This is a genomic window from Streptococcus macacae NCTC 11558 (assembly GCF_000187995.2).
Lineage (GTDB): Bacteria > Bacillota > Bacilli > Lactobacillales > Streptococcaceae > Streptococcus > Streptococcus macacae.
In genome coordinates this window covers 515851-530355 of record NZ_AEUW02000001.1, presented here as the reverse complement: position 1 = coordinate 530355, position 14505 = coordinate 515851, and the positions used below count along the sequence as shown (strand labels likewise).

Sequence of the window (14505 nt, the reverse complement as noted above, 5' to 3'; positions counted from 1 at the left end):
GGCCTTTTCATTTTTCTATAAAGTGAAACACTATTGATTTTTTAACTTAGAGATATCTAGCTACTCCTTGCTGATCAATGATAATTTTGCGTCCATTGGCTAAAGTAACTGTTTTGTTATAAACCATGTTACCGCTCTCCTTATCATAATAACGCAGGAGTCCTTGAGCATCATAGGCGACATCACCTTTGACCTGTTTGCCGTCTTTTGCAAAGAAGATTCGCTGACCGTTAATCGTCTGACTTCCTGTTACAGCAATTCCATCTGAACCTAAATAGTACCAATTACCATCCTTATCTGCTTCGAAGCGATTAGTTTCCAACTGGCCTGAATCAGCATTATAGTAACGAACTTTGCCATTATTGTCTGTAACAAAGCTGCCTTTCACTTGCTTTCCATCTTGTGCAAAATACAGTTTATAACCATTGATTGTCTGTTCACCAATAACTGCAGTACCATCTGCTCCAAAGAAATACCAATTATTTTGACTGTCTGTGGCAAAAATATTTTTGGCTAATTCACCTGAATTAGCAAGGAAGTAAGTCTTTTTCCCTTGATTATCAGTAACGATCTTGCCTTTCACCTGTTTACCATCTTGTGCAAAGTAATAAGTCTTGCCGTTAATGGTTTGAGTGCCTACAAGAACAACACCGTCTGAGCCGAGATAGTACCAGTTGCCGTCTTTATCATTAGCAAATCGATTGACAACCATATTACCTGAACCGTCATCAAAATAACGTTTCTTGCCATTAGCATCCGTTATCCAGGCTCCTTTAACTTGATAACCATCTTGATCGAAATACTGGGTATTGCCATTAACAGTTTTCATACCAACAGCCATTGTACCATTGCTGTCAAAGTAACGCCATTTTGTATCGTTATCAAATGAATAGTAACCATTATTATATCTATTTCCAAGATGACCAAAGTAATTCTTTGTTCCATCAGCATTCTCTAAGAGAGCATCGCGAAGCTGAACGCCATTTTGCAAGAAATACTGTACATCCCCATTGATATTTTGCTGGCCATAAACCATATGTCCGTTATTATCAAAGTAATACCAGTTATTTTTAGCATCCTGCACAAAGCTATTTTTAGCCTGATAACCACTCATAGAGTAGAAAGTAATTCCCTTGCCATCATCAGTAAAGCCAGTAGAAGCCTCGTTATTGGTCATTTGCTTTGGTAAATAAGCCTTGTTATCTTTAAGATTAAAGTACTGATTGCTCGCATAGTCCTTAAGGACATAATCAACACCGCGACCTAAAATGTTGGTTCCATTAAAATATTTAGCTTTCCATTCTTTAATTTTTTCGCTGGCATCAATCTTCTTACCATTTGAAATTTGGGTTCGATTAAAAATACTTGGATATTTAGCAGCTAATTCATCTAGAAAGGCACCGCCATATTTAGCTTGATAATCCTTACCGCTGCTTTTTGTATTTGCGGCATAAAGTGTATTCTTTATTTCAGCATCATTGCGATATTCACCGTAATCATTTACACGGGTAGCTGTGACAACTTCTTTTCCTGGAAGATTGTAGATCTGATCTGGCACCCAGTCTGCGATAACTTGAATGCCGCCTTTGTGCAAAGCCTTAACAGCATTGATCATATCTTGATTGGAACCATATTTATTGTTCTTACTCATGGCAAGATCATAACGATCCTCAAAAGCGTAACCATTCTGAATAATAGAATCTAAGAATGAGCCATCTTCAGATGATACGTATTGCGGTGCCATTTCAAAGGAAGTAACCCCCCAAGATTTGAACAAATCAATATTTTGAGCAATTTTTTTATTGGTATAATCAGATTCATTAGTGACAAAATCTTGGAAGTTTGAAAAACCTTCATAAATTAATTGGGAATCAAGGGCACTTGATGATTCATAGACTTGGCCGCTTGAATTGGCCTTATCACTTGCTGCTACGCGAACATCTTGATTATCGCTGGCACCAACCGGAACCCATACAGCTAAATAACCAGATACTTGTGGATTGAGATAGCCTTGAATATCATTAGCATCAAAAATCAACTGCCCTTGGTCATTTGTTTTGCGATAAAGCGCTTTAGCAGCTGCATCTGTTGCATAGGTTGACAAACCATCCTTGGTTGACAGGATAAGCGGGCGATATTCTTGGTTTTTATGAGCCGCCCCCATATTAACTACTATTTTATCTTTTTGACTCAGTTTAAGACTTGGATTATTGCTGGTAACGACTGCCATTCCTTGTGTTCTTGTTGCCGCATTGCCCGCATCTGCTGCAGAATTAGCCCCTGTACCATAGCGAACAGAAGTTAAAACACCTGTATAATCCCAATCCATATTGGCCTTATCACCATCAGGATAAGTGATTTTCATGTCCTGACCGCCAGCAGCATATTTGATACGAGCTTTCATCAAAGTCTCAATAGCATCATAATAAGGTGATTTCGTCGCCATATATTGACCATCATCAGTATACATATCACCATAGTAAACACGGGTAATCGAATCCTTGTTTGACAGCATCAGAGCATATGCTGTTGGAATGTTGGACTGAGTATACTTTTTATTGGCCTGGCGCATGTCTTCATTATAAATCTTGAAGGCTTGTTTTAGTTCATCTAAAGTAAAGGTTAAACCATCCGTTTTAGGGTTGATTTTATCCTTGATAATTTTAGCAATGACTGTCTGAACTTCGCTATCATGAGCACGGATAAAGATATAATTTGCCATACGCTGGCTGTTTTTACCTTCAGCTGAACGATCATTTAAACTGTTGGTAATAATAGGCTCAAGTCCGCTGCGGATTTCACTTTTATCACTAGCATCTTTCTCAAGCGGACGTGTCAGAGCATATAAAAGCGACAGGCGAAGCTTATTGTCAATAGGGAGCTGTGCACCTTTAGTATCTTTATTATACTGTGGGTCGTTATTAGACCATGCTTCTAAGATGGAAAGATGGTTAATGGCATTTTTTTCACTCTTATCAACACTGTAGTGAGCTTTTAAGTAATCTGAAGAAATTTGTAAGAGATCTGCATTGACATTATCAACTGCATCCACACGGACACCATCAAAATTCGCTTCTGGATCATTAGCAACAATAGAGCCATAATTCATCAGATAATGAAGCCAGTTCAGCTGCTCAGCCTGAACTGCAGGATTAGAATTGTCAATATCATTGGCTAACAGAAAATCGTAACCACCTGATGAATTATCTTCAAAATATTTAGGTTTACCTGTCTGATTTGTCGGTGTGCGATTCAAAAGCCGATAGTCAGAGTTTGCATAAGCTGTCTTATCACTGTTGTTATAAAGCAAAGCTCCACCTTGCAGGTGATCTTTTTCGCCAGCTGAAGTATCAGATTCAGTGTCGATATTCCATCTGGACTGTGATTTCACAAAACTATTGATCGTTTCGCGAAGCCATTGTGTTTGTTTTGTTTGACTAATCTTTGTTTCAATCTTAGCTTGGACAGTTTGAGCTGCAAGATTTAAGCTTTCTTGGCTGCTATCAGCTGTGTAAGTGCTGCCTGTTCCCAAGCCTTGCTTGTTCATATAGTTGAGATAAGCAACCTGCGTTTGCTTATCCGGCCACCATGACATTAATAAAGGACGCAGATCAGATTCTGTAGAAGCGGTCCAAGTTTTACCATCTTTTAAAATATCTTTAGGACGATACCAGGCATCTGCTGTTACATAACTATCTATCGTTTCAAGACTGTTCTTTTCAAAATTAACGATTTGATTGTGAGGAGTATATTCATTATTTAACTTTGTTAAACCTTTGCTGAACTGATATTGTGAGCTATCCGACAAGGCACCAGTATCTTTATCAAAAAAGAGAGTCTGATTGCCAACTTTTAAAGCAAAATTTTTCTTGGCTTGACCGTCTGAGCCAATATAGTAATATTTCCCATCAATCTTTTTGACATTAGGAATATTGGCTAAGTCATCTTTATTTTCTTGCTGCCCAGCGGCTGTTTGTACTTGACCGGAAGTCATTCTTTTAGAGGCAGCTGCTTTTAACTGCGAAGTTTTAGAGTTAGCAGAGTATTTGCTGCTTTGAGCTGTTGTTTGTTCGTTAGTCTCTTTTACCTGTGCTGAACTGCCTTTTGTGGTGGTTTCTTCAGCAGCTTTGGATTGATTTGACCTATTTTGAGGTGACTCTGTCTTAGCAGCTGTTTGTTCACTGCTAACCGTTTCAGTTGTTGCCTCAGTAGACTCTGACTCTTCTTTTACTTGCGTTTTAGTCTGGACTGGTTCTGATAGTGCCTGTTCTTTTGCCTGAGACGCTGCAGAGCTGCTCCCTTCTGATGATTGTGTTACCGCATTATCTGTCGTTTTATCAGTATCAGCTGAAACAGGAGATGCCAAAGTTGTCCCGCCTAAAGTGACTAAAGTAGAAGCTACAGCAACTGTCACCCAGTGTTTTTTCACCTTGCGCATCTTGTAACGAAGTTTGGTTTCCATATAAATCCTCCTTTAATTGACTAAACCATTATAACTTCATAATTTCACAACAGTGATGTCAACTGGATTACATTTCTTTTTCTTTATTTTTCCAGTATATTACTTGTAATATTACCTATTTATGGGCGTAAAAAAGCAGCCTATAGGACTTTAAAGGCTGCTTTTTTATGCTTACTGACAGACTATTTTTCTGATACTGCAAATTGACTTAGGATAGATATAATAAACTGGCTAAGGCCATGTTTAAAGGAATAAAAATAAGAGATAAAATAGTCGTTAGCAAAACAAGTCGGGAACCATATTCATAATTTCCGCCGTAAACCTGACTGAGAAGGGCTGTGTTCAGAGCTGCTGGTGAAACAGCTGCAATTGATAAAGCTAATTTCACACTGCTAGAGTCAATAGGGAGAATCCAAATCGTTAAGATACTGAGCAAGGCCGTTAAGCACAGACGTAAAAATGCTGTATAATAAGCTGGTTTGTAAAGAAAAATTTCCTTGATATCAGCCTTATAAAAATAACTGCCCAAAACGATCGTTGATAAGGGGGTATTTAAATCCGCAAAAGAATCAATCGCTCCTCTAAAAACAACAGGTAGCTTAAAGGGGATAATAAAGAGAGCCAAGCCTATGACAGTAGCAATCATCGCCGGATTAACCAAGATAGAGCGCCAATTAATAATGCTCTTATCCTGAGCAATTAAATAAAGGCCATAAGTCCACTGCATAATTTGATTAGCAACTACAAAACCTGAAATGAAGAAAACAGCCTCCTTGCCTCCTACAGCAAAGGCCAGAGGGGTTCCCATAAAACCCACATTAGCAAAGAGAACAGCATATTGATCCGTAGCTCTTTCTTTGGGCAGTAAAAAAGAAACGAAAAAAATACGCGTCACCAACAATAAAAAAGCAGAGCCAATCATACTTATTAGCAAAACTAGTCTCTTTAATGAGAAGTCCTGATAAATAAACGAAGAAATAAAAAGACTTGGTGCAACAAAACGCGTCAGTAAGTTAGATAACTGAAAGGTAACCTCCTTAGTCAATATCTGACGCTGAGCTAAAAATAAGCCCATTAGCATTAATAAAAATAAAACAATTAATTTCTGAAAAACAAGACCTGCTATCGCCATAACTCCTCCTTTTATTTTGCTCATTACAGTATGCAAAAGAAAAAACAAGCAAGCCGTTTCAAAATTCCTGCTTGTTTCAAATCATTCTTATTGCTTTTTTCCGCTAAATTGGCTCATATACAAATCATAATAAAAACCTTTAGCTGAAAGTAAACTTTCATGATTCCCCTGTTCAATAATCTGGCCGTCTTTGAGTACCAAAATTTTATCAGCTTCCTGAATAGTAGATAAACGGTGGGCAATCACAAAACTGGTCCGCCCTTCCATTAGCTTGTTCATCGCTTTTTGAATTAATAATTCTAAGCGTGTATCAACTGAGGAAGTGGCTTCATCAAGAATTAATATTTTAGGATCTGCTAGAAGGGCACGCGCAATTGTCAGCAATTGTTTTTGACCTAGTGAGATATTACTTGATTCTTGATTGACTTCCATATTATAACCGCCAGGCAGCGTCCGTATAAAATGGTCTACATTAGCTGCTGTTGCTGCTTGAACAACTTCTTCTTCACTGGCATTTAATTTTCCAAAACGTAAATTATCAATAATTGTTCCTTCATAAAGCCAGGCTTCCTGTAAGACCATTCCGAACTGTTTACGATAGTCCTGCCGAGAAAGATGGCGGATATCATGGCCATCTACCGTAATAGCTCCTTCAGTAACGTCATAAAAGCGCATAAGAAGATTAATCAAAGTTGTTTTTCCAGCACCAGTAGGTCCAACAATAGCGACCATCTCTCCTGGCTTTACATCTAGATTAAAGTTTTGAATCAACGGCTTATCAGCTGTATATTGGAAAAAGACATTTTGAAAACTGACCTGGCCGGACAAAGGGCGGTCTAGCTGCTCTAGCACTTCATTGTTCTCATCTTTTTCATCTAACACTTCAAAAATTCTTTCCAAGGAAGACTTGGCACTTTGCAGAACACCAGACAATTGCGTAATCGTCTGAATAGGTTGGCTGATTTGCCAAATATACTGAACAAAAGCTTGCATGTTCCCGATGGTAAGTCTGCCGGCTAAAACTTGCAAACCGCCAATGAGAGCGACAAGTAAGTAAGCTAAATCAGAGATAGCATTCAGTACCGGCATCATAATTCCCGAAATAAAACTAGCTTTAAATCCAACATTTCTGAGATTTTCAGTAATACGGCGAAATTCTTCTGCTGATACTTCTTCGCGTCCATACAGCTTTAGGATATTAAAGCCTGTCAAATTCTCTTGGACAAAGCCATTCATAGCTCCCAAGGCATCAGCCTGTTTCTTAAAATAAGGCTGAGATCTGTTAAGTATATATCTAGCACTAAAGTAAGTCAGCGGAATACAAGCAATGACGATTGTCGCTAAGGGTAAATTAAGATAGAGAACCATAGCGATAACTAAAATAATCGTTAAAAAAGCATTGATGATCTGTAAGAAACTTTGCTGCAAAGCATTAGAAACAGTTTCGACATCGTTTGTAAAACGTCCCAGCATATCTCCAAATTGATGCTGATCAAAATAAGAAACAGAGATCTTATTGATTTTATTACTCAATTCATGGCGCAAATCTCTGATACTTTTTTGAACCGCATTGGTCATAAAATAATTGGAACCATAAGAACCTGCAGAATACAAAAAACCTCGTATCAAATAAAGAAGCAGTATCATTAAAATGTAAGAAGTATTAATATGGGCTCCTTTGACATGACGTGCCATAGCTAAAAGATTGGCTGTTAATTCTGTCATAGCCAAGCCCAGTATGAAAGGCTCTAAAACATTCATAATGGTGCTTAGCATTTTTAAAAAAATAGCAAGAAAAAGAGAGACTTTATAATTTTTTAAATACTTCCATAATCGCAGAAACACATTATTATTTTTCTTCATTTTCCCTCCTATTTCTAACTTTCTGTCAAACTTTGACTGCTGAGCTGCGAATTGGCAATCTCCCGGTAAATCTCATTGGTCCGCATCAGTTCTTCATGGCTGCCGCGGCCAACAATCTCACCTTCATCTAACACGATAATCTGATCAGCGTCCATAATTGTCCCTACACGCTGGGCCACGATAAGAACAGTGGCATCTCCTGTCACTTCTTTCAATCTGGCACGCAGCTGGGCATCTGTTTTATAATCAAGCGCTGAAAAGGAATCATCAAAAATATAGATTTCTGGTTTTTTGACAACAGCACGCGCAATAGACAAACGCTGTTTTTGACCTCCTGAAAGATTACTTCCTGCCTCAGCAAGATGCGTATCAAATCGTTCTTCACGGCTTTCAATAAATTCTTTAGCTTGTGCAATATCTGCTGCAGAATCTAGTTCAGCTAAAGTAGCGTCTTCTTTTCCATATTTAATATTTTCCCCAATAGTTCCCGTAAAAAGTAAGGCTCTCTGCGGTATAAAGCCAATCTTGCGGCGAAGTGCTTTGAGATTATAATCCCGCACATCAATTCCATCGACTAAAATTCGGCCCAAAGTAACATCATAAAATCTTGGAATAAGATTGACAAGAGAAGACTTTCCCGATCCTGTACTTCCGATGAAAGCAACTGTTTCACCTGGCTTAGCTTGAAAACTGACATTATGCAAAACAGGGCTTTCTGTCTCACCAGGATAAGCAAAAGTGACATTATCAAACTCTAAATACCCTTTAGAAGCTGTCTCTGTAACACCTGTCACATTTGGATCAATTGAAATAGGCATGGCCATAACTTCTTTTATCCGTTGGCTAGATACAACCATCCTAGGATACATGGTAAATAGATTAGCAAATATTAAGAAAGAAAACAGAGCATGAAAACTATATTCAATGAAGGCAACCAGATCTCCGATTTTGATTGAGCCCTGTCTTAAAGGATCCAAAGCAAACCAAATAATAGCAACAATCATGGCTACTATTATCTGAACAAAAAGGGCTTCCGTTAGACCGGTTAATTTAAACAGACGATTTGAAATATTTTCATAGTGTTCATTTTTTTGATCAAAGCGTTTTTCTTGAAATTTCTCTCGTGCAAAAGCTCTAATAACACGAAGCCCTGTTAAATTTTCCCGTACGTATTGATTAATCTTATCCAATGTATTTTGCTGCTTTTCCGATAAAGGCCGAGTCTTTACAGCTACATAGTAAATGACAAAAATTAAAAAGGGAATGGAAACAAGAACCGTCCATGCCAAGGAAGGGCTGGTCACTAAGACCATAGTCACACTTGATACCATCATTAAAGGAGTTACAATTCCCATACGCAGAGCCATTTCCGCAAACTGCATTAATACAAAAGCATCACTGGTCATCCTTGTCACCAAAGAAGGAACACCAATCTTTTCATATTCATGATGAGAGTATTCCTGCAATTTATCATACATCTCATTGCGCATGTCACGGATCATAGTAGAAGTCAGTCTTCCTGAAGCATAAGCGAGTGTTATGCGTCCTGCAATTCCTAAGAGTAAAATCAAAAACATAACCGCAGCCCAAAAATAAATAGCTGCCTTATTCCCTACAGTGATTCCTTGATCAATCATCTGCGCCAAAGCAGTGGGCAAACCCAAATTAACAACAACAAATAAAAAGGCCCCTAAAAGATCCAATGTTAACCATTTGGGATACTTTTTTAAATAAGACCAAATATAGTTCATATAATCCCCTTTCATCTCCATTTTTATGTTTTCATACAGTTGCCAGCAGCCTACTGACTTCTTTTCATTATTTATTTTTTGAATTTTCCAAATCACTTAGATAGTCATAGCGTTCATATTTCATCAAAAGTTCATCATTTTTAAGATCAAGTTCCTCTTGGAGCTTTGACAATTTACTATAGTCAAAAGCACTCATCTGCATGTCTTCTTCGATTTTGACAATCTGCTCTTCTAGCTGAGCAATATCATCTTCAATAGTGGCCCATTCTTTCTTTTCAAAGTAAGACATACTTTTATCTTTAGTTTTTTCTTTAGCCCTTTTCGGTGCTTCTTTCTTTTGAACTTTGTTAGCTTTTTCTATTTCAAATGTTTTTTCATCTAAATAATCGGTATAATTGCCAAAAAACTCTCGAATAGTATCCTCTTCAAAAGCTATTATTTTATTAGCCATCTTATCTAAAAAATAGCGATCATGGCTGACTGTGATAACTGGACCAACAAAGTCTTGCAAAAAACTCTCAAGTACTGTTAAAGTCGCAATATCAAGATCATTGGTCGGTTCATCTAAAAGCAGAACATTAGGCTGTTCAATTAAGATTTTAAGTAGGTAAAGCCGCTTTTTTTCACCGCCGGAAAGTTTAGCAATTTGTGTACCATGCATTGAAGGCGGAAACAAAAACTGTTCTAGCATTTCTGAAACACTGATGTTTCCGCTGTCTGTTTTAACCTTATCTGCCGTTTCTTGCAAGTAATGAATAAGCCTTTTGCTCTCATCCATCCCTTGAATTTGCTGCGAAAAATAGCCAATACGAACAGTCTCACCAATATCAATCTTTCCAGCTTTTGGCTGCAAACTGCCGCTAATCAGATTCAGCAGTGTCGATTTGCCAACACCATTTTCACCAACAATGCCAATTCGGTCTTTATTTTGAATCAGCAGATTAAAGTCATTCAAAATGGGCTTATTCGGATAAGCAAAATTCACATGTTCAAACTGAACAACCTTTTTGCCAATTCGGCTGGTCTGAAAATTGATTTCCAGGTTTGAAGAGCTGCTTGACCCAGCTAAATCTGTCTTCAAATCATTGAAACGATTGATACGAGCCTGCTGCTTAGTCGCACGGGCTTGTGGCTGCTTTTTCATCCAAGCCAGTTCTTGTTTATAGAGCTGGCGCTTTTTATGCAGCAAAGCAGCCTCGCGCTCATCTCGCTCTGCACGCAGACGTACATAATCTTGATAGTTGCCTTGATACTCAAGCAAAGCAGCCTTGTCCAATTCAAAAATTCGCGTAGCAAGGCTGTCTAAAAAATAGCGATCGTGAGTAATAAAAAGCAGTGTTTTCCTACTGCTTTTTAGATAATGAGACAGCCAAGCAATCGTATCCATATCAAGATGATTCGTCGGTTCATCTAAGAGCAGCAAATCAGCTGTATTTAACAGTACTTGAGCCAATTGTACACGGCGCCTCAAGCCGCCAGATAAATTTTTTACTTTTTGCGACAAATCTGAAAGCCCTAACATAGACAAAACTGTCTTGACTTCACTTTCAATTGTCCAAACATCAAGAGCATCCATTTCTGCCATAATCTTTTCAAGGCGCACTTGATAGCTGTCCTGATAATCTGCCATCAAGGTCTCATATTCTCTAATCAGCCGCATTTCTGGCAAATCGGATGATAAGACCGTATCAAGCACTGTCTTTTCTTCATCAAAATCAGGTTCCTGCGTCAAGTAGGCAATCTTATAATGATTGTGACTGGAAAAGGGGCAAGTATCGCCATCAAAACCTAGCCTGCCAGAAATCACATCAAGAAGAGTCGTCTTGCCACTTCCATTAAGACCAATAATACCGATCCGATCATATTTATGAATGATAAAAGAAATATTTTGAAAAACAGTCTTATCCCCAACTGTCTTACTCAATTCGTCAACGACAAAATCACTCACGCTTCTAATTCCTTTCTGACAAAATCCAAAATAGCTGTCCGTTCATTCACTAAATGACCAGCAACAAGATGTTCCTCTATTTGATTTAATAGTTTTCCTAATTCCGGACCTGGCTTTAGCTGCAACTCAGCCATCAGATCTCGGCCTTTAATGACAATTTCATGCTTATGATGAATCGTTAAATTAGCATGGATCGTTTTAATGCGCTCAAAATCAACCGTTAAACCTTGAGCCTGGCGAAGTTCCTCAACCAGCAGCATTAAATGCAGCCCGTATCGGTAAACATCTGCCTTATCAGCTTTTCTTTCCTGCCGCAACTTATAAATAGCCAGCATCTTCTCAACTGTCTTTTGAAAGTCATTTGATGTTTTCCATTTTTTTAAAAAAGGGGCCGTTTTATCAATTCCTAAATAGAGCAAAACCGCCCCCCAAGCTTGCTCGGAAGATGAAAAGACAAAATCTTCCGGCAAATCAGCCAGCATCTTCTCCCATTTTATTAATGAATCCTGTAAAAAGGGAAGATACTGATAGGCATGACTAAGCATGAGATAACGAATTCCCTGTTTCCAAAATGGAGCCTGCAGCAATTTATCCAATTCAATAAAAGAGCGCTCAACTGAGATTTTTTCCAATAGTTCAGCATGATCCTGCATAGCAGAAAAGGTCTTTTCTTCAATGGTAAAATTGAGGCAGGCCGAAAAACGCAGCCCTCGCATAATTCTTAGAGCATCTTCCTTAAAACGCTCACTGGGTTCTCCTACTGCTCTTAAAATTTTATTTTTTAAATCTTCTAAGCCATTGAATTTATCAATAACATAAGATTCCTCATCTAAAGCAAAAGCATTGATGGTAAAGTCACGGCGCTTAAGATCTTCTTCCAAAGAGCGTACAAAAGAAACGCGGCTGGGCCTGCGATAATCCACATAAACATCCTCTGTCCGAAAAGTGGTCACTTCATATTCATGACCATTTTCCAAAACCAAAACAGTTCCGTGCTCAATACCGATGTCAATTGTCCTTGGAAAAATGTTTTTAGTTTCTGCCGGATAAGAACTGCAGGCGATATCAATATCATGGATAGCCTTTCCTAAAAGAGCATCCCGAACGCTGCCGCCGACAAAATAAGCTTCAAAGCCAGCCTTTTTTATTTTCTCCAACACTGGTAAAGCCTCCTGAAATTCAGAAGGCAAAGTTTCTAATCTCATAATAAATGTTCCAAACCATAAACAAGCTGTTCTTGTTTTACAACCTTTTTGATTCCTAAATTAACACCGCTCATAAAAGAAACACGATTATAGGAGTCATGCCTGAGAGTTAACCCTTCTCCCTGAGCTCCAAAAATGACTTCCTGATGAGCTACTAATCCAGGCAGACGTACACTGTGAATTCTGAAACCATCAAATTCTGCCCCTCTGGCACCAGGCAAAGTTTCTTCTTCATCTTTTGCACCTTGCTCTTTATAAGAGCGCACTTCTTTGATCAATTCAGCCGTTTTAACTGCTGTACCGCTTGGAGCATCCTTTTTCTTATCATGATGCAATTCAATAATTTCAAGATCAGGGAAGTACTTAGAAGCCTTAGCTGCAAATTCCATCAGTAAAATAGCACCGATAGCAAAGTTTGGCGCTATTAATCCCCCTATCTTTTTAGATGCTGATAAATCAATGAGTTCACTAATTTCCTCTTTCGTGAAACCTGTCGTTCCAACAACTGGACGAAAACCATTTTCTAAAGCAAAATGCGTATTCTCATAAGCCACTTTAGGGGTTGTAAAATCCACCCAGACATCAGCTGAAAACTGACTTAATTCTCTTTTATCTGTAAAAACAGGCACACCATCAATTTCTTTTTCCTTGGCAAAGGGATCTAAAAGAGCAGCAAGCACCAGATCTTTGTCTTCCTTGATCATATCAACAGCTGTTGCTCCCATTCTTCCCTTAAAACCTGCCACAATAACTTTAATACTCATTTACTTCTCCTTAAATCTTAGGTACAGCACCAACTGCAATAGCTCCTTCACCAAGATGGGTTGCAATGATGCTGTTAAAAGGGACAACCATAAGATTGTCTGTATAACCATGTTCTTCCAGCAAACCTTTAAGATATTCTGCTTTATCTTTAACATTAGCATGAATGATATAAGTCATATAAGAACCATCAGCTGTAACTTCATCCAAAGCAGCAATCAAGCGCTTAATGGCTTTCTTTTCCGTACGAACTTTTTCAAACACTTCAATCTTGCCGTCATTAAAATAAAGAATAGGTTTAATATTTAAAAGCGTCCCTAATAAAGCTGAGCCATTAGATAAACGTCCGCCCTTCACCAGATGGTTAAGATCATCTACCATAATAAAGGCATTTGTCTTATCAATCAAAATCTGAAGCTGCGACAGAATCTGCTCAAAAGGCAAATCTTCTTTTGCCCATTTCAGCACTTCCATTACCATCCATCCCATTGGACTGGATGTAATCTTAGTATCTGGAAAAGCGAGCTGAAGTTTATGATGCTCTTCAATCAAGTACTGAATATTTTGGTGAAAGCCAGAAATACCTCCAGACAAAAAGAGCCCTACAGCATGTGTATAATGCTCCTCTTCTAACTGTGTTAAAAGGGTATCTAAAGCAGCTAAACTTGGCTGACTGGTTTTAGGAAGCTCTTTTGATGCTGCCATTTTCTGATAGAAAGCGGCTAATGTCAGATTTTTACCTTCAATATAAGCTGTATTTTCTATACTGACTTCAATATCCAATATAAAGAGATTGTCTCTATCAGCGAAATGTTCAGGAATATAAACAGAAGAGTCTGTAATAACTGCTAGTTTCATATGTCTAAAACTCCAGGCTGATACCTTCTGCGTCAAGAGCAATCTCTGTGACCTCATAGGTCATACGTTTTAAAATATCTAACAAAGGAGCTGCCAAGGTTGATACTTCTTCTGCTGAGAATTCGCTGGGCTGGTTAACAATCCGATTTTTAATCTTAACCATTTGCGAAAGAACACCGCTAAGAACAAATTCTTCACGAACAATCATAAATTGCAAAACAGCTACAACTCTTGTTTCCTTCAGTTCTTCATTTTTCTCAACAAGTTGGAAGGTCACCTCAACATCCGTTTCAGGCGTACCATTCTCCTTTTCCCATTCCATGTTTCTTGCATCGTAGTGATATTGATTGACAAATTCTTTTTGACGTTCGATTTCCATTGCTATCTCCTCATTTTACATTGCTTTTCATTATAGCATATTTCAGTCCAAAATTAAAGAAATCCTGGTTTTCAGAATTTCTTTCAAATATTTATCAATTTGATCACTATTTGAACAGGAAAATGGCAGCCTCTCGTTGGAATTA

At 38.2% G+C, this 14505-nt stretch carries 9 protein-coding genes; all 9 read right to left on the bottom strand.

Going from position 1 to position 14505, the window contains the following annotated elements:
• Positions 1-46 precede the first annotated feature (46 nt).
• The 9 genes from STRMA_RS02625 to STRMA_RS02585 all read right to left on the bottom strand — a co-directional run bounded on the left by STRMA_RS02625 (position 47) and on the right by STRMA_RS02585 (position 14360).
• Positions 47-4462: a glycoside hydrolase family 70 protein gene (locus STRMA_RS02625; RefSeq protein WP_003079947.1), complete on the bottom strand. Its 4416-nt coding sequence runs from the start codon at positions 4460-4462 to the stop codon at positions 47-49.
• A 208-nt stretch (positions 4463-4670) separates the two neighbouring features.
• Positions 4671-5594, bottom strand: a complete 924-nt coding sequence (locus tag STRMA_RS02620; protein ID WP_003078656.1) for an AEC family transporter — start codon at positions 5592-5594, stop codon at positions 4671-4673.
• Between the two features lie 87 nt (positions 5595-5681).
• Positions 5682-7457, bottom strand: a complete 1776-nt coding sequence (locus tag STRMA_RS02615; RefSeq protein ID WP_003081527.1) for an ABC transporter ATP-binding protein — start codon at positions 7455-7457, stop codon at positions 5682-5684.
• A gap of 14 nt (positions 7458-7471) precedes the next feature.
• On the bottom strand, positions 7472-9208 hold the full coding sequence (locus STRMA_RS02610) for an ABC transporter ATP-binding protein (protein ID WP_040841739.1): 1737 nt from the start codon (positions 9206-9208) through the stop codon (positions 7472-7474).
• A gap of 67 nt (positions 9209-9275) precedes the next feature.
• Entirely contained in the window at positions 9276-11156 is a 1881-nt protein-coding gene (locus STRMA_RS02605) for an ABC-F family ATP-binding cassette domain-containing protein (protein ID WP_003080883.1), read from the bottom strand.
• Entirely contained in the window at positions 11153-12361 is a 1209-nt protein-coding gene (locus STRMA_RS02600; RefSeq protein ID WP_040841469.1) for a CCA tRNA nucleotidyltransferase, read from the bottom strand. The genes STRMA_RS02605 and STRMA_RS02600 overlap by 4 nt, the downstream gene beginning before the upstream one ends.
• Positions 12358-13125 carry a 4-hydroxy-tetrahydrodipicolinate reductase gene (gene dapB / locus STRMA_RS02595; RefSeq protein ID WP_003081173.1) on the bottom strand — a complete coding sequence of 256 codons (768 nt, stop codon included), beginning with the start codon at positions 13123-13125 and terminating at the stop codon, positions 12358-12360. Before dapB ends, STRMA_RS02600 begins: the two co-directional genes overlap by 4 nt.
• A gap of 10 nt (positions 13126-13135) precedes the next feature.
• On the bottom strand, positions 13136-13981 hold the full coding sequence (locus tag STRMA_RS02590; protein ID WP_003082179.1) for a DegV family protein: 846 nt from the start codon (positions 13979-13981) through the stop codon (positions 13136-13138).
• 4 nt (positions 13982-13985) lie between these two features.
• Entirely contained in the window at positions 13986-14360 is a 375-nt protein-coding gene (locus STRMA_RS02585) for a DUF1149 family protein (protein ID WP_003080541.1), read from the bottom strand.
• Positions 14361-14505: the final 145 nt, after the last annotated feature.

Excerpts from the sequence above, each read along its gene's own strand:
- STRMA_RS02625 (WP_003079947.1), bottom strand. The coding sequence starts at position 4,462 with ATGGAAACCAAACTTCGTTACAAGATGCGCAAGGTGAAAAAACACTGG.
- STRMA_RS02620 (WP_003078656.1), bottom strand. The coding sequence starts at position 5,594 with ATGGCGATAGCAGGTCTTGTTTTTCAGAAATTAATTGTTTTATTTTTA.
- STRMA_RS02615 (WP_003081527.1), bottom strand. The coding sequence starts at position 7,457 with ATGAAGAAAAATAATAATGTGTTTCTGCGATTATGGAAGTATTTAAAA.
- STRMA_RS02610 (WP_040841739.1), bottom strand. The coding sequence starts at position 9,208 with ATGAACTATATTTGGTCTTATTTAAAAAAGTATCCCAAATGGTTAACA.
- STRMA_RS02600 (WP_040841469.1), bottom strand. The coding sequence starts at position 12,361 with ATGAGATTAGAAACTTTGCCTTCTGAATTTCAGGAGGCTTTACCAGTG.
- dapB (WP_003081173.1), bottom strand. The coding sequence starts at position 13,125 with ATGAGTATTAAAGTTATTGTGGCAGGTTTTAAGGGAAGAATGGGAGCA.
- STRMA_RS02590 (WP_003082179.1), bottom strand. The coding sequence starts at position 13,981 with ATGAAACTAGCAGTTATTACAGACTCTTCTGTTTATATTCCTGAACAT.
- STRMA_RS02585 (WP_003080541.1), bottom strand. The coding sequence starts at position 14,360 with ATGGAAATCGAACGTCAAAAAGAATTTGTCAATCAATATCACTACGAT.